This is a genomic window from Salipiger marinus (genome assembly GCF_035481585.1).
Lineage (GTDB): Bacteria > Pseudomonadota > Alphaproteobacteria > Rhodobacterales > Rhodobacteraceae > Salipiger > Salipiger marinus.
On the sequence record NZ_JAYKSL010000001.1, the window covers coordinates 82,360 to 105,314 of the forward strand.

The window sequence follows — 22,955 nt, forward strand, 5'->3', positions numbered from 1 at the left end:
GCAGCCTCTCACCCCGGTTGCAAACGCGGCAGACATGAGGTGGATAGGGCTGCCTTGACAGATTGTCAGGAGGACGGCAGATTGCCTCCTGACGATTTGTCAGAACAGGATCGGACCAATGATCGACACCACAGAACTTTGCCAAGGTTTAGGGATCAGCCGAAGCAGGCTAGACCAGTGGATTTCGCGCGGCTTTCTGAAACCGGAGCGTCCCCCGGTGCCGGGCGGCCCTCGCATGTGGGACCTTGCCGACACGATGCGGGCAGCAATCACAAAAAACCTGTTCAACCAAGGGATCAAACTTTCGGCTTGGGGCAGCGCGGAAAAGGAAACCGTTCTCGCATCGCGCCTCGCCAACCTGCACGGCCTGCACAACTCGCAAGCTGTTCTGGCGCTTTTCGCGGATTTCGCTGGAGGGCCGATCCGCAAGCGTATCCTTCCCGCGTCCGAAGTCCCGTCACTCCTTTGCCAAGAAACGACTTCGTTCTTGCTGCTGATAAATCTGGACAAGCTGGAGGCGGAATTGATCGCCAAGTTTCCGGCACTTGCTTGATGCAGACCCGCCAAGTCCTTCGCGCGGCGCAACGCGGCCTCGCCAAGCTGTTTCGCCGCTCCGGCATTGAGGCGGGGTCTGGCGGGCGCCGTTGGGAGGGCGCGGCCCTGCTGACGGCGCCCCAGACCTCGACCCTTGCCGCCAGAGGCGCGGCACAGGCGCGCGCGGGGGCGCAGTATCTCAATAACCCGCACGGGCAGCGGATCGTGGAAAGCTGGGTTTCTGCCATGGTCGGCAAGGGCTGGCAGGTGCGGTCCCTGCATCCGGATAAATCCACCGCCCGCGCCTTGAATGAGGCTTTCGAGGCTCTGACACAGCCGGTCCTGACGCTGGCCGCACGCTGCCTTGTCCGCGACGGGGAAGCCTTTCTCCGGATCCACATCACCGACGATGGCGAAATCCGGGTCAAGCCGGTGCCTGCGGAACAGGTTGACCCGAGCATTCACCGCGATCTTGGCGGCGGCGCCCGCATCGTGGCGGGGGTCGAATTTGATGCGCAGGACGAAGTGACTGCTTACCATATCCTGCCCGAAGCCCCCGGCACCCCGTTTGTCACCTATGGCCCCGCCGTGCGTGTTCCCGCGCGCGATGTGCTGCACGTCTTTGACCGGCTCTTTCCGGGGCAGGTGCGCGGCCTGTCGTGGCTGGCGCCTGTCCTGCTGAAACTGCGGGACCGCGACGAAGCGTCCGACGCCCTTCTGATGCTGATGAAAACCGCCAGCCTGATGACCGGATATGTCCGTGACCTCGACGGCAGCCTTGCCGGATTCGACGGAACGACAGACGGCTATACGCTGAACGTCGCGCTTGAACCGGGCGCCATGCGCATCCTGCCCCAAGGCGCAGACGTGACCTTTTCCAATCCGGGGCAAGGTCTCACGCAAGCGGTGGAGTTTCTGCGGGCGCAGGATCGCGAGATTGCGACGGGGGTAGGGCTGACCTTTGAGGCCCTGACCGGCGATCTGACACAGACCAACTACAGCTCCGCCCGCGTCGGGCTTCTGGAGTTTCGCCGCCGCGCCGAAATGATGCAGCGCAACCTGATCGAGGGCGCGATCCTGCGCCCGCTCTGGCGCCGCTGGATCGAGATCCGCGCGATTGCTGGACAGCTGGACGTGCCCGGCCCTGACCTGACCGACTTTCTCGCGGTGCGCTTCGTCCCGCCCGGCTGGCAGTGGGTCGACCCCAAGAACGAGGTAGAGGCAGACGTTCGCGCGATCGACGCGGGGCTGAAAAGCCGGGCCGAGGTGGTCGCAGGCCGGGGCCGCGACATCGACGAACTAGACGACGAAATCGCCCGCGATGCCGGGCGCAACCAAGGGAGCGCCCCCGCGTGAGCCTACATCTTCGCAGTCTCAGCCCCAGCCCCAGCACGGTCGACCCCGTGGCCCGCACCGTGGAAGCGATTGTCTCCACGGGCGCAGATGCCCCCCGCGCAGGCTATGTGGAGCGGCTGGACCTGACTGGCGCCGATCTGTCCCGGCTGATCGGCGCGCCGGTGCTGGACGCCCACAGATCGGCATCGACCCGTGACCAGCTGGGGGTAATCGAAGCGGCAGAGCTGCGGCGCGAAGGCATTTGGGTGCGGATGAAGTTTCGCAGCAACCCCGCCGCCGCCGCCGTTCTGTCCGACATTCAGGACGGCACGCTGCGCGGCCTGTCCATCGGCTACCAAGTGAACGACTGGCAAGAGCGGCGCGACGGAAGCCGCCTTGTCCGCACCGCCAAACGCTGGACGCCGGTTGAGGTGTCCCTTGTTCCCGTCCCGGCAGATCCGGGCGCCCACTTTCGTAATGGAGATCCGGCAATGCCCGACAATGCACCGCCCGAGGGCGAAACCCTCACCCCGACCCCGCCGCCGACCATGACGCGCGCGCAGATCAATGTGGAGATTCGCAGCATCGCGGAAACCGCCGGTCTGTCGCGCGCATGGGCGGATGAACAGATCGACGCCGAGGTGACGCCCGAAGATGCCCGCCGGGCAGCCTTCGAGGCGATGCAGCGGCGCAGCGCCACCACGGCAACCCGCACCACCCGCGCGACGATCACTGCCGATCACACCGACCCGGCAGTGATCGCCACAAGGGCGGGTGAGGCACTGTTTGCCCGGTCGCATCCCGACCACCAGCTGACCGACGCGGCCCGCCCCTATGCGAACTTTTCGTTCGTGGATCTGGCGCGCGACTGTCTGCAGCGATCCGGCGGCAGCTTCACCGGGCTTGCCGCTGATACGGTGATCACGCGGGCGCTGCACACCACCTCAGATTTTCCGCTGATCCTTGGCGATGCCGTCAACCGGGAACTGCGCCGCGCCTATGAGGCCGCGCCCTCTGCCGTTCGCCAGGTCGCCCGGCAGACGACTGCCCGCGATTTTCGCGCCAAGCGCGCTCTGCAATTCGGCACCGGCCCGGACCTGAAAAAGGTTGGTGAAAGCGGTGAATTTCAGCGCGGCACCATCCAAGAGGCCGCAGAGGGTTACAGCGTCGAAACCTTCGGACGTATCTTCGCCATTTCCCGGCAGGCACTTGTGAACGATGATCTGGGCGCCTTCACCCAAATCCCGGCCAAGCTGGGCGATGCCGCGCGGGCATTTGAGGCGCAGCAGCTGGTGGACAAGCTGACCGAGAACCCCGCCATGAGCGACGGAATCGCCGTCTTTCATGCTGACCACCACAACCTGACCGCAGCCTTTGCAGACCCCAGTCTGGCAAGCCTTGCGGCAGGACGGCTCGCGATGCGCAGGCAGAAGGGCTTGGCGGGTGAGCTTATCAATGCTGCCCCGCGCTTTGTGGTTGTGCCCCCGGAACTGGAAGTGGCGGCGGAACAGGCGCTTGCAGAGATCGCGGCAACCAAAACCGCAGACGTGAACCCCTTCGACAATCTCACGCTGCTGGTGGAGGCCCGTCTGACCAATGCCGAACAGTGGTATATCACCGCTGATCCGGCCACGATTGACGGCCTCGAATACGCCTACCTTGAAGGCGCGCCGGGACCGCAGGTCGAAACCCGCCAAGGCTTCGAGGTGGACGGGGTGCAGATGAAGGTCCGGCTCGACTTTGGGTGCGGCTGGATCGACCATCGCGGATGGCACCGGGTAGGCTGATGCCGATCAGCCGCACAGAACTGGAGTCCCTGCGCGACGAACTGGTGCGAGCGCGCGCATCGGGGCTCCGGGTTGTCATGTATGACGGCCACCGCACCGAATATGGAAGCGACGCCGAGATGGCTTCTGCGATTGCAGACCTCGAACGGCGCATTGCGGCGGACGGGGGCAAGCGCCCCCGCCGCGTCACCTTCAAATCCTCGAAAGGCTTTTGAGATGAGGAACTTTCTGCATTCCGGCAACTTCCTGACGTTCACGGCAGAGGACACCGTGACCGCAGGGCAAGGCGTCATGCAAGGCGCGCTTTTCGGCATCGCCACGATCCGCGCCGCCGTTGGGGAGAATTTTGAAGCCGCCTTGACCGGCGTCTTTGACCTGCCGAAAGCAACAGGCGCGCTGACCAAAGGACAGAAGGCCTATTGGGACGCCAGCGCAAACAATGTGACCGGCACGGCCACGGGTAACGCCCTGATCGGCGCGGCAACCGAGGCCGCGACCACCGACGCGCCGACCGTTGCCGTCCGCCTCAATGGCGTAGCGCAGGCCTGACGACACCGGGCGCCCGCCCTACGCTGGCGCCCCCACTGACCCCGGAAGCAGACGATGCAAGGCAACCCCGACATTCTGCCAGCATACACCACCCCGGCCGAGCTTGCCGCTCACTTGGGGGTGCCCGAGCGAACCCTGCGCAGCAAGCTGCGGGAGATCGGCGCGTTTGCGAAACTTGGCAGGAACATGGTCATTTTTCCCGAGCATGTCGAAGCCCTAAAGGAGGCGATGCGATGCCCCTCAAACTCTATCGGCGCGGCAAGGTCTGGCACTACCGAGGGACCGTTGCCAACCGGCGACTACGAGGCTCTACGGGCGCGCAGGACAAAGCAATCGCGCAGAGGATCGCGGCAGAAGTCGAAAACAGGGCTTGGCGAAGTCACCTCGATGGACCGGCAACGCATGTGACCATGGCACAAGCAGCAATCGCATATCGTGAGGCGGGCAAGGCCACGCGGTTTCTGGAAGAGATCGAAGACCACTGGAAAGATACACCGATCCGGGAAATCACCGGAGAGGCGGTGCGGCTGTCCGCGCGGAAAATCTATCCGCATGTGTCCCCCGCGACGTGGAACAGGCAGGTTTTGACGCCCACAAAGGCAATCATCAACTATGCCGCCGAACTGGGTTGGTGCAGCCCTATCCGCATAAGAAAGTTTGACCACGATCCGGCACAGAAGGCCCCGGCAACGCTAGAATGGGTCAACGCTTTCGCGACCCAAGCGACCAAGGACAGACTGCCGCATCTTGCCGCGCTATGCTTGTTCATGTTCGGCACCGCCGCACGGATCAGTGAAGCCCTCCGCTTGCAGTGGAAGGATGTAGACCTGTCGAAGGGCACTGCCCGCCTATATGGATTCAAGCCTAAGCCGTGGGCACGCATCGCGCACATGCCCCCGCGTGTCGTCGCTGCGCTCGCCAACATTCCCAGCAATCGGGATCCGGAGAACACGGTTTTCGGATATGCGGAACGCAGCTCTGCCGCCAAGGTCTGGGCGAACGTCGCCAAGCGCGCAGAAATCGCGAACTTGTCGCCTCACTGCTGCCGACACGGCTTTGCAACTACAATGCTGCGCGCAGGCTATGACGTGGCCACCATCGCGAAGCGTGGCGGCTGGAAAGACGCTGCAACCGTCCTGCGCACATATTCTCATGCGCTTGACGATGTGACCGTGACTGATGCGATTTTTGGCACGGATTTGGCACAAAATGAGAGCGCGCCAAATCTAAGCGACCGTAAAGAAAGGAGAATATCAAAATGAACCAAGCCCTTCGTTGGGGAAGGGTGTCCCGCCGTGGGGGATACGCTGCCCCCTGCGGGCTGGCAAGCCGGATTCTGCGCGCGATGCGTCGCATTTGCGCAATCACCGCGCGGGCCTGACGCCGATCGGAAACTCCTGTGCCGGAACGCGGCGGCGCGGGTCAGTCGCGCCGGTCCATCCGTTCTTCGATGGCGCGCAGGCGGCGGATCACCTCGTCGCGGTAATCATCGGTGGCGGCGTTGCTTTCGGCCTGATGCGCGTCCTGCATGGAATTGACGATCAGACCCACCACAAGGTTGACCACCGCGAAGGTGGTCACAAGGATGAAGGGCACAAAGAACATCCACGCCTCGGGATGCACCTCCATCACCGGGCGCACGATGCCCATGGACCAGCTTTCCAGCGTCATGATCTGGAACAGCGTATAGGCGGAAATGCCCAGCGTGCCGAACCAGTCGGGGAAGCTGTCGCCAAACAGCTTCGTCGCCATGACCGAGGCGATGTAGAAGATCACCCCCATCAGCAGGAACACCGAGGCCATGCCCGGCAGGGCCGATAGGAAACCTTCGACCACGCGGCGCAGCGTCGGCGCGATGGACACGACGCGCAAGAGCCGCAGGATGCGCAGCGCTCGCAGCACCGCCAGCCCCTGCCCCGCCGGCACCAGCGACACGGCGACGATGACAAAATCGAAGATGTTCCAGCCGGAGCGGAAAAAGGCCCCGCCCCGCGCAAGGATCTTGGCGGCAAGCTCGACCACGAAAATGGCAAGGCACAGCAGATCCAGCGCAAGGATCAGTCCCCCCGCCGCCGCCATCGCCTGATCCGAGGTTTCAAGCCCAAGGATCACCGCGTTGAACAGGATCACCCCAAGGATCGTGTGACGCACAAGCGGGGTCTCAAGCTGGGCATCAAGGCGGGCACGAAAGGACATGGAAGCTCCTGTTGTTGCGCCGCCTATGTGGCGTGGCCCCTCCGGCGGCGCAAGGCGGACCACGCCCCGGCATCTTGATTTTCCTCGAAATCGGGCGCAGCTTTCGGGGATGAACAGTCTTACCCCGCTTTCCGGTCCCGGGACCGAGGTCGTGGCCTTTCACCGGACCGAACTGGCCGTGATCCTGTCGCTTTACGGGCGCATGGTCGCCGCCGGGGAATGGCGGGATTACGGCATCTCCTCGCTGAAGGAGGTGGCGATCTTTTCGGTGTTCCGGCGCACGGCGGAATATCCGCTGTATCGGATCGAAAAGCGCCCGAAGCTGCGCAGCCGTCAGGGCGAATATGCCGTGTTCGGCATGGAAGGTCAGGTGCTGAAACGCGGGCACGACCTGAAGACCGTGCTCCGCGTGCTGGAGCGCAAGCTGATCCGCCCGGTGGACTAGCCCCCGGGCGGCATGTGTCAGGCGGGCTGGGCCACCATGGCGCAGAGCAGTTCAAACATGATCGTCACACCCAGAAACGCCGTGCCGCCGCTGCTGTCGAAGGGCGGCGAGACTTCGACCAGATCGGCGCCCGCGATGCTGACGCCGGTCAGTTCGCGCACCACCTGCAGCGCCTGATAGCTGTTCGGACCGCCGATTTCCGGCGTGCCGGTGCCGGGGGCGAAGGTCGGATCGACAAAATCGATGTCATAGCTGACATAGGTGGGCGCGCTGCCCACGATCTCGCGCGCCTCGGCCATCACGTCGGCCACGCCGCGGGCGTGGAATTCCTCGATCGGGATGATGCGGATGCCCACGGCCTTGGCGAAATCCCGGTCCTCGCTGTCATACATCGGGCCACGGATGCCGATCTGCACCACGCGCTTCGGATCCAGCAGGCCTTCCTCCACCGCGCGGCGGAAGGGCGTGCCGTGGGTGAATTTGAACCCGCCGAAATAGCTGTCCCACAGGTCGGTATGGCTGTCGAAATGGATCATGCCCAAGGGCTTTGCCTTGCCCAGAGCCCGCAGCACCGGCAGCGAGACCAGATGATCGCCGCCCCCGGTCAGCGGCTGGATCCCCGCCGCCACCACCTTGTCGTAAAAGGCGGTGATCCGCTCCATGCTGTCCTGCAGATCGGCGGGGTTCGGCCCCACATCGCCCAGATCAGCGCAGGCCGCAGCCTCGAACGGGCGGATGCCCGACACGGCATGCTGCGCGCGGATCATGGTGGAATAGTCGCGCAGCTGGCGCGGACCATGGCGCGGGCCGGGGCGGTTGGTGGTGCCGCTGTCCCATGGCACGCCGACAAGCCCGATCTCGACCTCGGAAAACCGGGCATGGTCGGGCTGCACCAGCGGCAGCCGCATGAAGGTGGGGATCCCCGCAAAGCGCGGCAGATCCATGCCGGAGACGGGGTGAAAGAAAGGATCGCTGGTCATCAGAGGACTCCGGTCAGGCGGGCATGGCGGGTCACGGCCCCGCCGCCCGTGGTTTCGATGCGGGACAGGGCGGGGGCCAGCGGTTCGCGCGCCACCGCCATGTGAAAGGCATTGGCATGCAGCAGGGTCTGCGGATCGGAAACCAGCGCCACATGGCCCTTCCAGAACAGCAGATCGCCGCGTTCAGGCGCGCTGCCCGCAGGCAGGGTCTGCCCCAGCGCTGCCTCCTGCTGGTCGCTGTCGCCGGGACAGGGCAGGCCGCAGGCCAAGAGCGCCGCCTGCACCAGCCCGGAACAGTCGATCCCCAGTGCCGAATTGCCGCCCCAGAGATAGGGCGTGCCCAGCAGGCGCTGCGCCACGGCAACGGGATCGGTCTCGGGGGTCTCGATCGGGGCCAGATGTCTCTCCGGCACCCAGCCCGCCTGCGTCTGGCAGAACCGGTCCTGCCGCGCAGTCACGCGGACCCGCGCGCCAAGGCTCAGCAGCAGCCGGTCGGGCGATTTCAGGTCAGGATCGCGATAGGCATGGGTGGCCCGGCTGCTGACGCGATGCGTGGCCTTGCAGGCCGGGGCCAGCGCCGCCTCCGCGACATAGCCCACATAGCCATCCGCCTCGGCCCGGACGAAGGCAAAGCCCTGATGCCTGTCATAGACGGTCAGCGCCGCGCCATGCAGAAGCTGCCGGTCCCGCGCGCCCTCCGGCGCGCGCAGCAGATCGGTCACCGCCGCGCCAAGGCTGGCGGGCTGGCCCTGCTCATAGCGGGGGGCGGTCACCTGATCGCGCAGATGCGCGGCGGCCACCCGGCCATTGGCAGGCAGCAGACGACGGTCTGTCACAGGCCCAGCACCTCTGGCAGGGCGGCGAGGATGGCGCGCGGCCCCTGCCCCAGCCCGCCCTTGGGGCGGGCCGTCGCGGGGGCGGGCTGCCACGAATAGATGTCGAAATGCGCGTAACGCGGCGTGTCGGTGACAAAGCGGCGCAGGAACAGCGCGGCGGTGATCGACCCGGCCATGCCGCCTGCGGGGGCGTTGTCCAGATCGGCGATGCCCGGCTCGATCTTTTCCTCGTAGGGATCCCAGAACGGCATGCGCCAGACCGGATCCGCCGCCGGGCCGGAGGCACGGGACAGCGCCGCCGCAAACGCCTCGTCTCCGGTGTAGAACGGCGCCAGATCCGGCCCCACCGCCACCCGCGCGGCGCCGGTCAGCGTCGCCATGGACAGCAGCAGATCGGGCTTTTCCTCATCCGCAAGCGCCAGCGCGTCGGCCAGCACCAGCCGTCCTTCGGCATCGGTGTTGTTGATCTCCACCGTCAGACCCTTGCGCGAGGTCAGGATGTCCTGCGGGCGGAAGGCGCTGCCAGAGACCGAGTTTTCCACCGCCGGGATCAGCACGCGCAGTTGCACCGGCAGATCCAGCGCCATGATCGACCGCGCCAGCCCCAGCACATTGGCGGCGCCCCCCATGTCCTTTTTCATCAGCCCCATGGAGGCGCCGGATTTCAGGTTGAGCCCGCCCGTGTCGAAACACACGCCCTTGCCCACCAGCGTCAGCCGCGGACCGCGCGTGCCCCAACGCAGGTCAATGAGCCGCGGCGCGCGCGGGCTGGCACGGCCCACCGCGTGGATCATCGGGAAATTCTGCTCCAGCAGCGCGTCGCCGGTGGTCACCTCGATCGCCGCGCCGAACTGCGTGGCAAGGCTGCGCGCCACCGCCTCCAGCTCTTCGGGGCCCATGTCAGAGGCGGGGGTGTTGACCAGATCGCGGATCAGCGCCTCGGAGGCGGCCAGCGTTTCGATCCGGGCCGCATCAACGCCCTCGGGGGCGACAAGCTGCGGCATCTCGGGCACCCGGCCCGCGTAACGGGCAAAGCGGTAGCCCGCCAGCAGCCATCCCAGCGCCTCCTCCTCGATGCGGCCGCCGGGCAGGTTGTTGGCGATGCGCCAAGGGCCCTGCCCCAGCCGCCCCACCGCACCTGCCAGCGCAAAGCGCCCGCGCCGCCGCGCCGCTTCGGTGCCATACCCCATCAGACCCGCCACGGGCCGACCGTCCGGGCCGGGGATCATCAGCGCGCTGCCCAGATCCGCCTGAAAGCCGTTCGCCGCGACCCATGCGCGGGTGGCCTCGGGCTGATCCTCCAGCCACGCCTCCAGTCCGGCGGGCTCCAGCACATGCAGCGGCAGCGCGTCGGATCCGGCGGGGGCAAAGGTCAGGGTCATGGCGGAGGCTCCTTCTGGGACGTCAGCGCAGAGCCTAACCGAGCCTGCGCCACTCGCAAGGGGATCCGGTCAGACCGACAGATCCTGCAGATCCCAGAGCGCGTAAAGCGAGCTTTCCCCCATCCGCACCATCCGCGCCAGCGTCGCCGACAGGGCCACGCCATCGCCATCATCGATGCACTGCACCACGTCGCGGCTGATGCGGCTGAGCCCGCTCATGCCGATCTGTTCCGCGATCCGGCCAAGCGCCCGGGTGCATTTGCGCATCTCCGGCCAGTCGCCCTGCGTGAACAGCCGGTCGGCATGGCCCAGCCGGCAGGCCAGTTCTTCCATCGCCCGGCACACGACATTTTCACCTTCCTGCGGCCCGAGCCGGGCAAAAAGCTGTTCCAGCCGCTCCGGGTCGAGCCCGGCCTTTTCGCAAGGAGACAGCACCGCAACCTGTTCCACCACACGCATCCCCATGATCCGCCCCCACGGCCTGCCCTGAGTAGCGCCCCGAAGTTCCCAAAACCTTAGGCGCACAGCGTTTCTTCTCTCGAATTCCTGCCGAATTGCGCGTAATCCAAAAGCCGTGACGGCGCGTGGAGGTTCGTGATGCAGCATGCCAAACCCCTTCCCACCTATCTGGCCCAGCGGTTCCATGGCTGGAAGGCGACAAGCTATGCGGAGAATGCCGCATGGTATCGACGCCTGTCCTCCGAAGGACAGCACCCGCGGGCCATGGTCATTTCCTGCTGTGACAGCCGGGTGCATGTGACCTCGATCTTTGGGGCGGATACCGGGGAATTCTTCATCCATCGCAACATCGCCAACCTTGTGCCGCCTTACCTGCCCGACGGGCAGCAGCACGGCACCTCTGCGGCGGTGGAATATGCGGTCACCGCGCTGAAGGTCGCGCATGTGATCGTGATGGGTCATTCCGGCTGCGGCGGGGTGAAGGGCTGTCTGGACATGTGTTCCGGCAACGCCCCGCATCTGGAGGAGAAATCCAGCTTCGTCGGCCGCTGGATGGACATCCTGCGCCCCGGCTATGAACGGGTGAAGGATCAGGAGGAAGACCGCCGCGCCGCGCTGCTGGAGCGTGAGGCCGTGGTGGTGTCGCTGGAAAACCTGATGACCTTCCCCTTCGTGCGCTCCGCCGTGGAGGCGGGGGACATGTCGCTGCACGGGCTCTGGCACGAAATCGGCGGCGGCGCGCTGGAATGCTACGATCCCAGAACGGGCGGCTTCGTCGCAGTCTGATCCTGCGACAGCGGCAGAGGCAATGGGCCCGCGCCGCGCGGCCCGTCGGGGGCGTATTGGGGCAGCGCGGCGCGGACCTTTCGGTTCAGCCCGAAGGCTGTTCCGATCCCGGACCATGGCACGGCGTCACGCCGACCCGTGCCTGGGATTGTTCTGAAAGACCACGGCAAGACGCGGAGCGGGGCGCACCCCTCCGCGGCAGACCACCAGCCCGGCCCCCGGAGAGAGACGGGCGCCGGACCAGCGGTCTAGAAGGACAGGCGCAGACGCCGCAGCGTGCGGGTCAGCATGTCCTGCACCGGGCGCGGGTGACGTCTCCGGCTCAGCATGTCCCGCGCGGCCAGTGCCACGATGCGGCGGCCACGGGCAATGTCGGTGAGATCGATCATCATGTCTTGGTCTTCTCCTTCGCGGGAACGGGCTCTGGTCCCGCAGGTCTAACATTCCCGCAGGCCCCGCCCCAGCCCGGCGCCGCATAGGCCCCGCGCTCTGCCGCAGAGAAGCGACTATCCCAAAGCGCAGGGCGCCCAAGACAAAGGCCCGCCTCCTGCCGGAGACGGGCCCTGCATCTGTCATGACCGACGGGTCAGCCTTTTTTCAGCGCCTTCTGGCCCAGAACCTCGGCGATCTGCACCGCGTTCAGGGCGGCGCCCTTGCGCAGGTTGTCGGACACGCACCACAGGTTCAGACCGTTATCCAGCGTGGAATCCTGACGGATGCGGCTGATATAGGTGGCGAAATCGCCAACACATTCCACCGGCGTGATGTATCCGCCATCCTCGCGCTTGTCGATCACCATGATGCCGGGCGCCTCGCGCAGGATGTCGCGCGCCTCGTCCTCGTCAAGGAATTCCTCGAATTCGATGTTCAGCGCCTCGGAATGGCCGACAAACACCGGCACGCGCACGCAGGTCGCGGTCAGCTTGATCTTGGGGTCGAGGATCTTCTTGGTCTCGGCCACCATCTTCCACTCTTCCTTGGTCGAGCCGTCTTCCATGAAGACGTCGATATGCGGAATGACGTTGAAGGCGATCTGCTTGGTGAACTTGCTCGGCGGCACGTCGGACACGGGGTTGTAGACCGCCTTGGTCTGGTCCCACAGCTCGTCCATGCCCTCTTTGCCCGCGCCGGACACCGACTGATAGGTGCTGACCACCACGCGCTTGATCCGGGCGCGGTCATGCAGCGGCTTCAGCGCCACGACCATCTGCGCGGTGGAGCAGTTGGGGTTGGCGATGATGTTCTTCTTGGTATAGCCCAGCACCGCGTCGGCGTTGACCTCGGGCACCACCAGCGGCACGTCGGGGTCGTAGCGATAGAGCGACGAGTTGTCGATCACCACGCAGCCCGCGCCTGCGGCCTTGGGCGCATATTCCTTCGTGGCGTCAGAGCCGATGGCGAACAGCGCCATGTCCCAGCCGGTGAAGTCGAATGTGGCCAGATCCTGGGTCTTGAGCGTCCTGTCGCCAAAGCTCACCTCGGTTCCCAGCGACCTGCGCGACGCAAGCGCCGCGATCTCGTCCACCGGAAATTCGCGCTCGGCGAGGATGTTCAGCATTTCGCGGCCCACGTTCCCCGTGGCGCCCACTATGACGACCTTGTAGCCCATGTGATCTGGCTCCCTTCGTTACTGCCGCCGCCGGGTGAATCCCGGCTTCGGACAAGCGCGGGTCATACCCCATGCCGCCCGGCGGCGGAAGGCCCGATTGGCCCCAAACCCCACTTGACGCGTCAGATCGGGCGCCCCGAAGCGCCGGAAAGACAGGGTCAGGAATTCCTGCCGTCCGGCCTTGGCTGTATCTTCCTGCTGCAATTCATGGCATGAAGACGTCAGGATCGGAGAAAACCCGCCCATTTGTGCAGGTGCAGCATCTCGGTCCTTGTCCATAGTTTGGGCAGACGATTACACAGGATGTGATTTTGCTCGCCAATCAGGCAGAATGTATGACGCAGCGCCCACACCTCAGACGTTCAAGGTCCAAAGGCCGCGCTGGTTTCGGTTTAATGGTCAGGCGACTCCGGTCGCGAAGGACAAGACACATGTTTTACCGGCTTGTCACAACCCTAACGCGCACCCAGAAAGAAATCGTCTTTGTCGGTTTCGACGTGGCGATGGTGGCGCTGGCGATGTTCGCGGCGCTGGTGCTGAACGCGACGGTCCGCACGGATCTGTCCATGGCAATGGCGCTGCTGCCGCTGATCGGCGCGCTGATGGCGGTGGGGGGCGTGATCTCGTGGCGGCTGGGTCTGCCCCGGATCAAGCTTGCCGCCTATGAGACGCGCGGCATCACACGCACGGCATTTTTTGCGGCCCTGACAGGGGTTGCGGGATTTGTGCTGGATTCCCTGATCGCCCCGCCGCTGCCGCCTGCGGTCTATTTCATCTTCACCACGCTGCTGCTGGTGTTCTGCGCGACGTGGCGCATCCTTGCCCTGCACGCCACCATCCAGATCTACCGCAAGGGCGCTCTGCGGATGCGGGTGCTGATCTATGGCGCGGGCCAGACCGGCCAGCAGCTTGTGGCCGCCCTGCGCCATGACGATGCGATCGAGCCGGTGTGTTTCGTCGACGACAACCCCACATTGCAGTCGCTGGTGATCTCGGGCCTGCGGGTTCATGCCCCCTCGACCATCAAGGATCTGATCGCCAGCAAGGGCATCGACCGCGTGGTGCTGGCCATGCCGTCGATCCGTCAGCCGGAACTGGCGCGAATCGCCCACCGCCTGCGCAGCATCGGCTGCGAGGTGCATGCCCTGCCCTCTTTCGCGGAACTGGTCGGCGAGGGCGAACTGAAAAAGCGCGTGGCCCCGGTGTCGCTGGACGATCTGCTGGGCCGCAACCGTCTGGAAAGCGAACTGCCCGGCGTCAGCCATGCCTATACCGGGCGCCGCATCCTGATCACCGGCGCGGGCGGGTCCATCGGATCCGAACTCTGCCGCCAGCTGATCGGCTGCAAACCCGACTGCATCGTGCTGCTCGATCACAGCGAACTGGCGCTCTACAACATCGACAAGGAACTGCGCGACCTGTCCGAAGGCCTGACCATCGCGCCGGTGCTGGGATCGGTGCTGGACGAGCCGCTGATGACCCAGCTTCTGGCAGAATACCGCATCGATGTCGTGCTGCACGCCGCCGCCTACAAGCACCTGCCGCTCGTCGAAAGCAACGTCATCTCCGGCATGCGCAACAACGTGCTGGGCACCAAGGTCATCGCCGAAGCCGCGCGCGATGCCGGGGTGGAACGGTTCATCCTCGTCTCCTCCGACAAGGCGGTGCGGCCCACCAATGTCATGGGCGCGTCGAAACGTCTGGCCGAACTGATCGTGCAGGATCTGGCCACGCGCAGCGCCGACACCCGGTTTTCCATGGTGCGCTTCGGCAATGTGCTGGGATCCTCAGGCTCGGTCATTCCGCTGTTCGAAGAGCAGATCGCCCGTGGCGGCCCGGTAACGCTGACCGATTCCCGCGTCACGCGCTATTTCATGACCATCTCCGAAGCCGCCCGGCTGGTGCTGCTGGCCGGATCCTTCGCCCGGGGCGGCGATGTCTTCGTGCTGGACATGGGCAACCCGGTGCCGATCCGCAAACTGGCCCGGCAGATGATCGAAGGCGCGGGCTACACCGTGCGCGACGTCCGCAACCCCGATGGTGACATCGAAATCAAGATCACCGGCCTGCGCAGCGGCGAGAAGCTGCACGAGGAACTGCTGATCTCTCCGGACATGCTGACCACGCCGCATCACAAGATCCTGCGCGCGCAGGAAGGTTATCTGTCGGAATTCGAGGTGGCGACGGCGGTCAAGGATCTGCGCCACGCCATCACCACCCGCGACGAGGCGCTGGCCCGCGCCATCATCGCGCGCTGGGTGGAACGCGGCGAAAAAGACCCGGTCCGCGCCGAGGAAAAGCAGACCGTCTGACCCGGCGGAGGGGCGGCAACCCGCCCCCCCCAATGGTCGCGCCTCAGCGCCCGGGAATGTCATCGCGCGGCGGCGCCGGATCCCATTCTTCGATCACATGCACCGCCTCCTGCGCGGTTTCCACGAAGCGGAACAGGTCCAGATCCTCGGGGCTGATGGTGCCCGCCTCGCTCAGCGCCTCCCAGTTGATGATGCGCTCCCAGAACTCCCGCCCGAACAGCAGGAACGGCACCCGGTCCATGCGCCCGGTCTGGATCAGGGTCAGCGCCTCGAACAGCTCGTCCAGCGTGCCGAACCCGCCCGGAAACACGCAGACCGCCCGCGCCCGCATCAGGAAATGCATCTTGCGGATGGCGAAGTAATGGAAGTTGAAACACAGATCCGGCGTCACATAGACGTTGGGCGCCTGTTCATGCGGCAGCACGATGTTAAGCCCGATGGAAATGCCGCCCGCCTCCTGCGCGCCACGGTTGCCCGCCTCCATCACGCCGGGGCCGCCGCCGGTGGCGATCACAAAATCCCGGTTGCCGCTGGCCAGCGATTTCTCGGTCATGGCCTGCGCGAAGAGCCGCGCCTCCTCATAGAAGCGTGACAGATCGGCCAGCGTCTGCGTGCGCGCCTGCCCGGCCTCTGCGGGGGCGGGAATGCGCGCGCCGCCGAACAGCACCACGGTGGAGGTGATGCGGCGTTCGTCCAGCAGCATCTGCGGCTTCAGCAGTTCCAGCTGCAGCCGCACCGGGCGCAGTTCCTCGCGGCACAGGAATTCCTCGTCGGCAAAGGCAAGCCGATAGGACGGCGCCCGGGTCTGCGGCGTGTCGGGAATCTGGTCGGCGGTCTTCCGGTCATGGCCCGCATCGCGGAAGATGGAATGGCGGTCGTCATTCATGATCTGACTGTCCTTGTCCTGCTCTTTTCCCAACTATAGCCTGCGCGGCGGATCGGACGACAAGGGAATTCACCATGGACTGGACGACAGAGATCGCCGCCGCCGCCGCGCGGATCGCGCCCCATGTGCAGCGCACGCCGGTGATGGACAGCGCAGTGCTGTGGGATCACCCCGTGGCGCTGAAACTGGAACATCTGCAGCACACCGGCAGCTTCAAGGCGCGCGGCGCCTTCAACACCCTGCTGTCCCTGCCCGTGCCGGCGGCGGGCGTGGTCGCGGCCTCGGGCGGCAATCACGGCGCGGCGGTGGCCTATGCCGCCAGCCGTCTGGGCCACCCTGCCCGCATCTTCGTGCCCGAACTTGCAGGCCCCGCCAAGATCGCCCTGATCGACCGCTGCGGCGGCGACCTGACCGTGGTGCCGGGCGATTATTCCAACGCGCTCGAAGCCGCCCGCCAGCTGGAGGCAGAGACCGGCGCGCTGCAGATCCACGCCTATGACGCCCCCGCCACCGTGGCGGGACAGGGCACGCTGCTGCGCGAATGGGAGGAGCAGGGGCTCGAGGCTGACACGCTGCTGATCGCCGTGGGCGGCGGCGGGCTGATCGCGGGGGCCCTGGCCTGGAGCAGGGGCGCGCGCCGCATCGTGGCGGTGGAACCGGACACCGCCCCCACCCTGCACGCGGCGCTGGAGGCGGGGCATCCGGTGGATGTGGCAGTCTCGGGCGTGGCCGCCAACGCGCTTGGCGCCCGGCGCATCGGCGAGATCTGCCTTGGTCTCGCGCAGGACCATCTTGCCGCCAGCGTGCGGGTCAGCGATGCCGCGATCCTCGAGGCGCAGCGGACGCTCTGGCACAGCCACCGCCTGCTGCTGGAACCGGCGGGCGCCACGGCCCTCGCCGCGCTGCGCTCCGGCGCCTATGTGCCAGCCCCCGGCGAACGGGTGGCGGTGCTGCTCTGCGGCGCCAATCCCGCGCCCGATCCGCTGCCCTGACGGTCCTGCCCTTCATCTTGCCCCTAAACTCCGGGGGGTGCAGGGGGGCAGCGCCCCCCTGCCCTTGCGGCCAAACCGTCAGATGTTGCGGGCCGACATTTCCCGCGCGATGTGATCCGCCTGCCGGATCGCCAGCGCCACGATGGTCAGCGTCGGATTCTCCGCCGCTCCCGTGGTGAACTGCGACCCGTCCGACACGAAGAGGTTGGGGATGTCATGCGTCTGCCCCCAGCGGTTCACCACCCCGTCGCGCGCATGTTCCGACATGCGGTTGGTGCCAAGGTTATGCGTCGACGGATAAGGCGGCGTCGGCAGGGTGCGCGTCGCCCCCACCGCCTCATAGACCGCCTGCCCCCGGCCATAGGCATGGGCGCGCATCGCCACGTCATTGGGATGGTCGCTGAAATGCACATTGGCGACCGGCAGGCCCCACTGGTCCGTCACCGCGTGGTTCAGGGTGACGCGGTTGGTCTCCTGCGGCATGTCCTCGCCCACCAGCCACATGCCCGCCATGTTCTCGTAGGCATCCAGCGCCGAGGTGAACTCGCGCCCCCAGCCGCCGGGATCAAGGAAGGCCGCCATGAACGGGATGCCAAGGCTCAGCGTCTCCATCTCGTAGCCGCCGACAAAGCCGCGCGAGGGATCGTGCCGCGCCTCGTCCTGAATGATCCCCGCCATGGTGGTGCCGCGCCACATCCGCACCGGCTTGTCGAAGATGCCATAGACCGATCCGGTCATGTGCCGCATGTAGTTGCGCCCCACCTGACCGGAACTGTTGGCCAGCCCGTCGGGGAACATCGCCGAGGCGGAGTTGAGCAGCAGCCGCGGGCTTTCAAAGGAATTGCCCGCCACGCAGACGATCCGCGCCTTCTGCATCTGCAGCGCGCCGTCCTTGTCGAAATACTCCACCCCGGTGACGCGGCCCTCGTCATTGTGCAGGATGCGGGCCACATGCGCCCGCTCGCGCACCTCCAGATGGCCGGTCTCCTCGCCGCGCGGAATGTCGGTATAGGCCGAGGACCATTTCGCCCCCCATTTGCAGCCCTGAAAGCAGAACCCGGTCTGCTGGCAGGCCATGCGGTCATCGTTCCATGCCGAATTGATCGCCATGCGCCCGGTATGCACCTCGGTATAGCCCAGCGCCCGCGCGCCTTTTTCGAAGACCAGATAATTGTTGCTGCCCGGCAGGCCCTCGCGCCCGCCGGTGCGGGTCACGCCCAGCTTTTCCTCGGCCTTGTCATACCAAGGCGCCATCTCGGCGGCATCAATTGGCCAGTCCAGCAGGTTGGCACCCTGCACCGGGCCATAGGTGGTGGCGGCCTTCCATTCATGGTCCTGAAACCGGAGCGAGGCCCCCGCCCAGTGGGTCGTCGTCCCGCCCACCGCCTTTACGATCCATGCCGGCAGGCCCGAAAAATCCCGCGCCACGCGCCAGTCGCCGCTGGTGGTGCGCGGGTCGGTCCAGGCCAGCTGCCCGAAGCTTTCCCATTCGTCGTTGACGTAATCCTCGGGCAGGTACCGCCCGCCCGCTTCCAGCGCCACGACATTGACGCCTTTCTGCGCCAGTTCGTTGGCCAGAACGCCCCCGCCCGCGCCGGTGCCGATGATGACGACCACGCTGTCGTCGTTCAGATCAAAAACCGCTGCCATCTTCCGATCCTCCCTCAGAGCCACGCAATGTCGTTGAAACCACGGTCGATATAGCCGCCCAAGGAGTAGCTCTCGCCCTCGTAGCCAAAGACCGGCCAGACCTCTTTCTGGTTGTAAAGCCCGGTCACCAGCCCGCCGCGGATCTGCTGGAAAAAGGCGCTCTCCTCCATGCCGCGCAGCAGGTCGACCCGGTCGCGTTCCCAGCCGGTGTCGAGATAGCTGCCAAAGCCCCGCCCCTGCGCCGCAGCGTCCAGCGCCGCGATGCCCGCCGTGATGGCGGGCGCCGTCTCGGGCGTGTCATAGCCGCGCACGGCAATGACGTAATGGGCATCCGCGATGCGGTCATGCGGGTAGATGTCGCGCGCCATCTGCACCAGCGTCGCAAAGACGCGCGGCTCCAGATGGCTGGTTTCGGCAGCCCATGCGGCGTCGGGGGCCGCGACAAATCCGGTCCCCACCACAAAAGACGCGCCCGCCGCAGTGGCGCGCGACAGAAGCTGGCGCCGGGTCAGGCCCCGGTGGCTTGCACTTGGTGTCATTCTTTCCTCCTCCCTTGATGTGCCGGGGCGGGCGGGCCTCCTCTCCCGCAGCGCCCCGGTGGCTGTGTCAGGTGAACCTTCCGCTGCGTTCCAGCACCTCGATCTGGTATCCGTCAGGATCGGCCACAAAGAAGAACCGCGCCACCAGCGTGCCCGCGGGCGCAAAGCTGACCAGCTTGCGCGGGTTCAGCCCCTCCGCCTCGAAGCGGGCATGTTCGGCGTCCAGATCGGCCACCGACACCGCCAGATGGCCATAGCCATCGCCAAGGTCATAGGGCTCGGTCCGGTCCTTGTTGACGGTCAGTTCCAGTTCGAACCCGGTCTCCGCATTGCTGAGATAGATCAGCGTGAAGTCGGGAAAATCGAGCCGGTCCGCGATCTTCAGCCCGAAGGCGCGGTCATAGAAATCCAGCGACCGCGCCTCGTCGAGAACGCGGATCATGCTGTGGATGGCTTTTGCCACAAGCGTCTCCTTGTCAGTCGTGTCGGTTCGTCCAGACTGACAAGGCTGCGGGCCCTGCGGGTAGTATCACCTTACTACCCGGCGCGGCCCGCCCCGGCGATCATTCCGCCGCAAGCAGACGCGGCGCCGCCGCCCGCTGTTCCAGAAACACCAGACAGGCGCAGCGCAGCAGCGAGGTGAAATTCTCCGGCTCGCCACGCAGTTCCAGCACCTCGGCATGCAGTTTCGACACGAAGGCGGGGGTGGTCACGCCCTCCTGCGCCGCGATCTCGTCCAGAATGGCCCAGAAGGAATTTTCCAGCCGGATGCTGGTGCTTTGGCCGTTGAGCCGCAGGCGCCGGGTGGTGGTGGCATAACGGACAGGATCCTGTCCGGCAAAGACGTGACACATGGCAAACCCTCCCTGCCACCCGCCGCATGGGCCGGATGGTGCCGCAAAGTCTAGCGCAGAACGCGGGCGGCGCACAGCCGCCAAAGGTCGGACAGCGCGCCGCCGTCCCATCACGCGGATTGTCCCGCGCCCTCCACGCCGCTATGACAGCCGAAACCCCGACCGATCCCGACCGCACGAAGGAGCCGACCCCATGTCCAACGCCCAGCTTGAAGCCGCCATAGAATCCGCCTGGGACGCGCGCGACAGCATCACCTCCGCCACCACCGGCGAAACCCGCGAGGCCATCGAAGCCACGCTTGACGCGCTTGATTCCGGCGCGCTGCGGGTGGCCGAACGGCAGGAGAATGGCGACTGGCATGTGAACCAGTGGGCCAAGAAGGCGGTGCTGCTTGGCTTCCGCATCAAGGACATGGAACGTCAGGATGGCGGCCCGCAGGGCGGCGGCTGGTGGGACAAGGTCGACAGCAAGTTCAAGGGCTGGGGCGACAACCAGTGGCGCGCCGCAGGCTTCCGTGCCGTGCCGAACTGCGTGGTCCGCAAATCCGCCTATATCGCCCCGGGCGTGGTGCTGATGCCCAGCTTCGTCAACCTTGGCGCCTATGTCGACAGCGGCACCATGGTCGACACATGGGCCACGGTGGGCAGCTGCGCGCAGATCGGCAAGGGCGTGCACCTGTCGGGCGGCGTGGGCATCGGCGGCGTGCTGGAGCCCATGCAGGCCGGTCCGACCATCATCGAGGACAATTGCTTCATCGGCGCCCGCTCCGAAGTGGTGGAAGGCGTGATCGTGCGCGAAGGCTCGGTGCTGGGCATGGGGGTCTTCCTTGGCCAGTCCACCAAGATCGTCGACCGCGAGACCGGCGAGGTCATGTATGGCGAGGTGCCGCCCTATTCCGTGGTGGTGGCAGGCTCCATGCCGTCGAAGAACGGCGTCAGCCTTTACTGCGCGGTGATCGTGAAGCGCGTCGACGAAAAGACCCGCTCCAAGACCGGCATCAACGAGCTGCTGCGCGACTGATCCCGCGCGCCCGGCCCGGCCTCTTTGCGGGGGCCGGGAACTTCGCCGCCCCGGCGCGCGTTGCCTTGGAACTGTGTCATTAAAGCGGAGACTATTCCATGGGACTGGGACTGATTGCATCGATCATCGTGGGCGGACTGGCGGGCTGGATCGCCTCGATGATCATGAAGGCCGATACCGGCCTTCTGACCAACATTCTTCTGGGCATTGTCGGCGCCGTGGTGCTGAACGCGGTGCTGGCCCTGATGGGTATTTACGCCGCCAACACATGGGTGCCGCAGCTGATCGTGGGCGTCATCGGCGCCTCGGTGCTGATCTGGGGCTACCGCAAGCTCAAATCCTGACGCCATAGCCCTTTCGTGATTTCCGGATTATCCCTGCCGCTCCTGCTGGCGCTGTTCGCGCTGGCGGGAGCGATTGTCATTGCGGCCTCTATCCGCGCCACCCACCTTGCCGATCTCATCGCCGACCGCACCAGCATGGGCGAGGCGCTGGTGGGCGGGGTGGTGCTGGGCGGCGCCACCTCGCTTTCGGGGGTGGTGGTCTCGGTCAGTGCCGCAGCCAGCGGCGATGCCAGCTTCGCGCTGTCGAATGCCGTGGGCGGCATCGCGGCACAGACGCTGTTTCTGGCGGTGGCCGACCTGCTGCACCGCCGCGCAAATCTTGAACATGCCGCAGCCGAACCCGCCAACCTGTTTCAGGCGGTGATGCTGCTGATCCTGCTCAGCCTGCCCATCGCCGCCATGGCCGGGCCGGACGTGGCGGTGGCAGGTGTGCATCCGGTGTCGGTGGTGATGTTCCTGACCTATGTCTGCGGCGTGCGCCTGTCGTCTTCGGTGCGGCAGCATCCGATGTGGCGCCCGGTGGAAACCCGCGAAACGCGGCATGACACGCCCGATGCGGACAGCGATCCGCAGGCCTCGGTGCTGCGCCCGGCGCTGGTCTTCGCGGCCCTTGTCACGGTGATGGGCCTCTGCGGCTGGGTCATCGCGCAGGTGGGTGGCACGCTGATCTCCCGCTTCGGCCTCGGGTCGAGCCTCGTGGGCGCGCTGGTCACCGCCGTGGTGACCTCGCTGCCGGAATTTGTCACCACCATGGTGGCGGTGCGCCGGGGCGCGCTGCAGCTTGCGGTGGGCGGCATCATCGGCGGCAACACCTTCGACACGCTGTTTCTGGTGTTTTCCGATGTCGCATGGCGGGACGGGTCGCTTTATCACGCCGCAGGCCCCGCCGATCTTTACTGGCTGGCGACCGGGCTGCTGATGACCGCGATCCTGCTCGCCGGGCTGATCCTGCGCCAACGCGAAGGCCCCGCGCGCATCGGAATCGAAAGCGTGCTGCTGATGGCGGTCTATGGCTGTGCGGTGGCGGTGGAACTGCTGCGCGCTTGACAGCGGCGCAGCGCGCGCCCTAGTGCGGGCCAAACCTCGAAGCGGAGCAGATCATGGCCAAACCCCCGTCGAAACAGCAGGTCTACACGCTTCTGGTCGAAGTCGGCCGCAAGGAAGGCGACGGCCTGCCCAAGGCCGCCACCGGTGCCGCCCTGCTCTGCTATGCCTCCGGCGTCGACGAGGCCGAGGCGGTGCGCGAAACCGTCGCCATCCTGAAACAGGCCGACATGGCGCCGCTCGACGTCACCGGCTACGGCACCGAGGAAGAGCGCGTGGCGCAAGGCTTCGACATCGACGAAGGTGAACGCAGCCTGATGGCGCGCGCGCTCGCCGAAAACTCCGTCATCGTGGCGCAGGTCACCCCGTTTTATGACGATGACGAGGCGGAAGACGACGAGGACTGAGCCGCAGC

General features: G+C 66.0%; 26 protein-coding genes. 14 read left to right on the forward strand and 12 right to left on the reverse strand.

Annotation, left to right across the window (positions count from 1 at the left end; genetic code table 11):
* Positions 1–118 precede the first annotated feature (118 nt).
* The 6 genes from VK682_RS00440 to VK682_RS00465 all read left to right on the forward strand — a co-directional run bounded on the left by VK682_RS00440 (position 119) and on the right by VK682_RS00465 (position 5,467).
* Entirely contained in the window at positions 119–553 is a 435-nt protein-coding gene (locus VK682_RS00440; RefSeq protein WP_324781292.1) for a MerR family transcriptional regulator, read from the forward strand.
* Positions 553–1,890, forward strand: a complete 1,338-nt coding sequence (locus VK682_RS00445; protein WP_324781293.1) for a phage portal protein — start codon at positions 553–555, stop codon at positions 1,888–1,890. Before VK682_RS00440 ends, VK682_RS00445 begins: the two co-directional genes overlap by 1 nt.
* The gene (locus tag VK682_RS00450; RefSeq protein WP_324781294.1) at positions 1,887–3,656 is read left to right on the forward strand and encodes a prohead protease/major capsid protein fusion protein; all 1,770 of its coding nucleotides are present in this window, start codon (positions 1,887–1,889) and stop codon (positions 3,654–3,656) included. Before VK682_RS00445 ends, VK682_RS00450 begins: the two co-directional genes overlap by 4 nt.
* Positions 3,656–3,871, forward strand: a complete 216-nt coding sequence (locus tag VK682_RS00455) for a phage head-tail joining protein (protein WP_324781295.1) — start codon at positions 3,656–3,658, stop codon at positions 3,869–3,871. The genes VK682_RS00450 and VK682_RS00455 overlap by 1 nt, the downstream gene beginning before the upstream one ends.
* Before the next feature lies 1 nt (position 3,872).
* Positions 3,873–4,205 carry a DUF2190 family protein gene (locus VK682_RS00460; RefSeq protein ID WP_324781296.1) on the forward strand — a complete coding sequence of 111 codons (333 nt, stop codon included), beginning with the start codon at positions 3,873–3,875 and terminating at the stop codon, positions 4,203–4,205.
* Positions 4,206–4,438: 233 nt separating this feature from the next.
* The gene (locus VK682_RS00465) at positions 4,439–5,467 is read left to right on the forward strand and encodes a tyrosine-type recombinase/integrase (protein ID WP_324781297.1); all 1,029 of its coding nucleotides are present in this window, start codon (positions 4,439–4,441) and stop codon (positions 5,465–5,467) included.
* A gap of 160 nt (positions 5,468–5,627) precedes the next feature.
* Here VK682_RS00465 and VK682_RS00470 read toward each other — a convergent pair whose 3' ends face one another.
* Positions 5,628–6,401, reverse strand: coding sequence for an ion transporter (locus tag VK682_RS00470; RefSeq protein WP_324781298.1), 774 nt, complete (start codon positions 6,399–6,401; stop codon positions 5,628–5,630).
* Positions 6,402–6,510: 109 nt separating this feature from the next.
* Here VK682_RS00470 and VK682_RS00475 point away from each other — a divergent pair, with 109 nt between their 5' ends.
* Positions 6,511–6,846 (forward strand): DUF2794 domain-containing protein, encoded by a 336-nt coding sequence (locus VK682_RS00475; protein ID WP_089841995.1) that lies wholly within the window; start codon positions 6,511–6,513, stop codon positions 6,844–6,846.
* 17 nt (positions 6,847–6,863) lie between these two features.
* On the opposite strand, the gene speB is transcribed toward VK682_RS00475, so the two are convergent.
* From speB to VK682_RS00495, 4 genes are all read right to left on the reverse strand, one after another.
* Positions 6,864–7,826, reverse strand: coding sequence for an agmatinase (speB, locus tag VK682_RS00480; RefSeq protein ID WP_230794626.1), 963 nt, complete (start codon positions 7,824–7,826; stop codon positions 6,864–6,866).
* Positions 7,826–8,662 carry a C40 family peptidase gene (locus VK682_RS00485; protein ID WP_230794627.1) on the reverse strand — a complete coding sequence of 279 codons (837 nt, stop codon included), beginning with the start codon at positions 8,660–8,662 and terminating at the stop codon, positions 7,826–7,828. Before VK682_RS00485 ends, speB begins: the two co-directional genes overlap by 1 nt.
* Positions 8,659–10,044 carry a leucyl aminopeptidase family protein gene (locus VK682_RS00490; RefSeq protein ID WP_230794628.1) on the reverse strand — a complete coding sequence of 462 codons (1,386 nt, stop codon included), beginning with the start codon at positions 10,042–10,044 and terminating at the stop codon, positions 8,659–8,661. The genes VK682_RS00485 and VK682_RS00490 overlap by 4 nt, the downstream gene beginning before the upstream one ends.
* A gap of 69 nt (positions 10,045–10,113) precedes the next feature.
* The gene (locus VK682_RS00495) at positions 10,114–10,509 is read right to left on the reverse strand and encodes a hypothetical protein (RefSeq protein ID WP_230794629.1); all 396 of its coding nucleotides are present in this window, start codon (positions 10,507–10,509) and stop codon (positions 10,114–10,116) included.
* Between the two features lie 132 nt (positions 10,510–10,641).
* On the opposite strand from VK682_RS00495, the gene VK682_RS00500 reads away from it, so the two are divergent.
* Positions 10,642–11,289 carry a carbonic anhydrase gene (locus VK682_RS00500; protein ID WP_089842010.1) on the forward strand — a complete coding sequence of 216 codons (648 nt, stop codon included), beginning with the start codon at positions 10,642–10,644 and terminating at the stop codon, positions 11,287–11,289.
* Between the two features lie 248 nt (positions 11,290–11,537).
* On the opposite strand, the gene VK682_RS00505 is transcribed toward VK682_RS00500, so the two are convergent.
* Positions 11,538–11,681, reverse strand: a complete 144-nt coding sequence (locus VK682_RS00505; protein WP_165616706.1) for a hypothetical protein — start codon at positions 11,679–11,681, stop codon at positions 11,538–11,540.
* Between the two features lie 194 nt (positions 11,682–11,875).
* A complete protein-coding gene (locus tag VK682_RS00510) occupies positions 11,876–12,898 on the reverse strand; it encodes an aspartate-semialdehyde dehydrogenase (protein ID WP_230794630.1) in 1,023 nt (340 codons plus the stop codon).
* Between the two features lie 431 nt (positions 12,899–13,329).
* On the opposite strand from VK682_RS00510, the gene VK682_RS00515 reads away from it, so the two are divergent.
* On the forward strand, positions 13,330–15,210 hold the full coding sequence (locus tag VK682_RS00515; protein WP_089842016.1) for a nucleoside-diphosphate sugar epimerase/dehydratase: 1,881 nt from the start codon (positions 13,330–13,332) through the stop codon (positions 15,208–15,210).
* Between the two features lie 43 nt (positions 15,211–15,253).
* Here VK682_RS00515 and VK682_RS00520 read toward each other — a convergent pair whose 3' ends face one another.
* Positions 15,254–16,096 carry an LOG family protein gene (locus VK682_RS00520; RefSeq protein WP_089842019.1) on the reverse strand — a complete coding sequence of 281 codons (843 nt, stop codon included), beginning with the start codon at positions 16,094–16,096 and terminating at the stop codon, positions 15,254–15,256.
* A gap of 74 nt (positions 16,097–16,170) precedes the next feature.
* Between VK682_RS00520 and VK682_RS00525 the strand changes: the two genes are divergently transcribed.
* Positions 16,171–17,088 (forward strand): threonine/serine dehydratase, encoded by a 918-nt coding sequence (locus tag VK682_RS00525; protein ID WP_230794631.1) that lies wholly within the window; start codon positions 16,171–16,173, stop codon positions 17,086–17,088.
* A 78-nt stretch (positions 17,089–17,166) separates the two neighbouring features.
* Here VK682_RS00525 and VK682_RS00530 read toward each other — a convergent pair whose 3' ends face one another.
* From VK682_RS00530 to VK682_RS00545, 4 genes are all read right to left on the reverse strand, one after another.
* Positions 17,167–18,738 (reverse strand): GMC family oxidoreductase, encoded by a 1,572-nt coding sequence (locus VK682_RS00530; RefSeq protein ID WP_230794632.1) that lies wholly within the window; start codon positions 18,736–18,738, stop codon positions 17,167–17,169.
* A gap of 14 nt (positions 18,739–18,752) precedes the next feature.
* Positions 18,753–19,277, reverse strand: coding sequence for a twin-arginine translocation signal domain-containing protein (locus VK682_RS00535; RefSeq protein ID WP_230794633.1), 525 nt, complete (start codon positions 19,275–19,277; stop codon positions 18,753–18,755).
* Between the two features lie 67 nt (positions 19,278–19,344).
* On the reverse strand, positions 19,345–19,740 hold the full coding sequence (locus VK682_RS00540) for a VOC family protein (protein WP_324781299.1): 396 nt from the start codon (positions 19,738–19,740) through the stop codon (positions 19,345–19,347).
* Between the two features lie 100 nt (positions 19,741–19,840).
* Positions 19,841–20,131 (reverse strand): ribbon-helix-helix domain-containing protein, encoded by a 291-nt coding sequence (locus VK682_RS00545; RefSeq protein ID WP_089842035.1) that lies wholly within the window; start codon positions 20,129–20,131, stop codon positions 19,841–19,843.
* Between the two features lie 193 nt (positions 20,132–20,324).
* On the opposite strand from VK682_RS00545, the gene dapD reads away from it, so the two are divergent.
* From dapD to VK682_RS00565, 4 genes are all read left to right on the forward strand, one after another.
* Positions 20,325–21,152, forward strand: a complete 828-nt coding sequence (gene dapD, locus VK682_RS00550) for a 2,3,4,5-tetrahydropyridine-2,6-dicarboxylate N-succinyltransferase (RefSeq protein WP_089842038.1) — start codon at positions 20,325–20,327, stop codon at positions 21,150–21,152.
* A 98-nt stretch (positions 21,153–21,250) separates the two neighbouring features.
* Positions 21,251–21,496 (forward strand): GlsB/YeaQ/YmgE family stress response membrane protein, encoded by a 246-nt coding sequence (locus tag VK682_RS00555; RefSeq protein ID WP_230794635.1) that lies wholly within the window; start codon positions 21,251–21,253, stop codon positions 21,494–21,496.
* 15 nt (positions 21,497–21,511) lie between these two features.
* Positions 21,512–22,543, forward strand: a complete 1,032-nt coding sequence (locus VK682_RS00560; protein WP_230794636.1) for a sodium:calcium antiporter — start codon at positions 21,512–21,514, stop codon at positions 22,541–22,543.
* A gap of 53 nt (positions 22,544–22,596) precedes the next feature.
* Entirely contained in the window at positions 22,597–22,947 is a 351-nt protein-coding gene (locus tag VK682_RS00565; RefSeq protein WP_089842049.1) for a DUF8846 family protein, read from the forward strand.
* Positions 22,948–22,955 lie beyond the last annotated feature (8 nt).

Coding starts and splice junctions, on each gene's coding strand:
- VK682_RS00515 (WP_089842016.1), top strand. CDS start 13,330: ATGTTTTACCGGCTTGTCACAACCCTAACGCGCACCCAGAAAGAAATC.
- VK682_RS00470 (WP_324781298.1), bottom strand. CDS start 6,401: ATGTCCTTTCGTGCCCGCCTTGATGCCCAGCTTGAGACCCCGCTTGTG.
- VK682_RS00565 (WP_089842049.1), top strand. CDS start 22,597: ATGGCCAAACCCCCGTCGAAACAGCAGGTCTACACGCTTCTGGTCGAA.
- VK682_RS00510 (WP_230794630.1), bottom strand. CDS start 12,898: ATGGGCTACAAGGTCGTCATAGTGGGCGCCACGGGGAACGTGGGCCGC.
- VK682_RS00465 (WP_324781297.1), top strand. CDS start 4,439: ATGCCCCTCAAACTCTATCGGCGCGGCAAGGTCTGGCACTACCGAGGG.
- VK682_RS00495 (WP_230794629.1), bottom strand. CDS start 10,509: ATGGGGATGCGTGTGGTGGAACAGGTTGCGGTGCTGTCTCCTTGCGAA.
- VK682_RS00445 (WP_324781293.1), top strand. CDS start 553: ATGCAGACCCGCCAAGTCCTTCGCGCGGCGCAACGCGGCCTCGCCAAG.
- VK682_RS00555 (WP_230794635.1), top strand. CDS start 21,251: ATGGGACTGGGACTGATTGCATCGATCATCGTGGGCGGACTGGCGGGC.
- VK682_RS00525 (WP_230794631.1), top strand. CDS start 16,171: ATGGACTGGACGACAGAGATCGCCGCCGCCGCCGCGCGGATCGCGCCC.
- VK682_RS00520 (WP_089842019.1), bottom strand. CDS start 16,096: ATGAATGACGACCGCCATTCCATCTTCCGCGATGCGGGCCATGACCGG.
- VK682_RS00535 (WP_230794633.1), bottom strand. CDS start 19,277: ATGACACCAAGTGCAAGCCACCGGGGCCTGACCCGGCGCCAGCTTCTG.
- VK682_RS00500 (WP_089842010.1), top strand. CDS start 10,642: ATGCAGCATGCCAAACCCCTTCCCACCTATCTGGCCCAGCGGTTCCAT.
- VK682_RS00475 (WP_089841995.1), top strand. CDS start 6,511: ATGAACAGTCTTACCCCGCTTTCCGGTCCCGGGACCGAGGTCGTGGCC.
- VK682_RS00455 (WP_324781295.1), top strand. CDS start 3,656: ATGCCGATCAGCCGCACAGAACTGGAGTCCCTGCGCGACGAACTGGTG.
- dapD (WP_089842038.1), top strand. CDS start 20,325: ATGTCCAACGCCCAGCTTGAAGCCGCCATAGAATCCGCCTGGGACGCG.
- VK682_RS00545 (WP_089842035.1), bottom strand. CDS start 20,131: ATGTGTCACGTCTTTGCCGGACAGGATCCTGTCCGTTATGCCACCACC.
- VK682_RS00460 (WP_324781296.1), top strand. CDS start 3,873: ATGAGGAACTTTCTGCATTCCGGCAACTTCCTGACGTTCACGGCAGAG.
- VK682_RS00440 (WP_324781292.1), top strand. CDS start 119: ATGATCGACACCACAGAACTTTGCCAAGGTTTAGGGATCAGCCGAAGC.
- speB (WP_230794626.1), bottom strand. CDS start 7,826: ATGACCAGCGATCCTTTCTTTCACCCCGTCTCCGGCATGGATCTGCCG.
- VK682_RS00505 (WP_165616706.1), bottom strand. CDS start 11,681: ATGATGATCGATCTCACCGACATTGCCCGTGGCCGCCGCATCGTGGCA.
- VK682_RS00530 (WP_230794632.1), bottom strand. CDS start 18,738: ATGGCAGCGGTTTTTGATCTGAACGACGACAGCGTGGTCGTCATCATC.
- VK682_RS00490 (WP_230794628.1), bottom strand. CDS start 10,044: ATGACCCTGACCTTTGCCCCCGCCGGATCCGACGCGCTGCCGCTGCAT.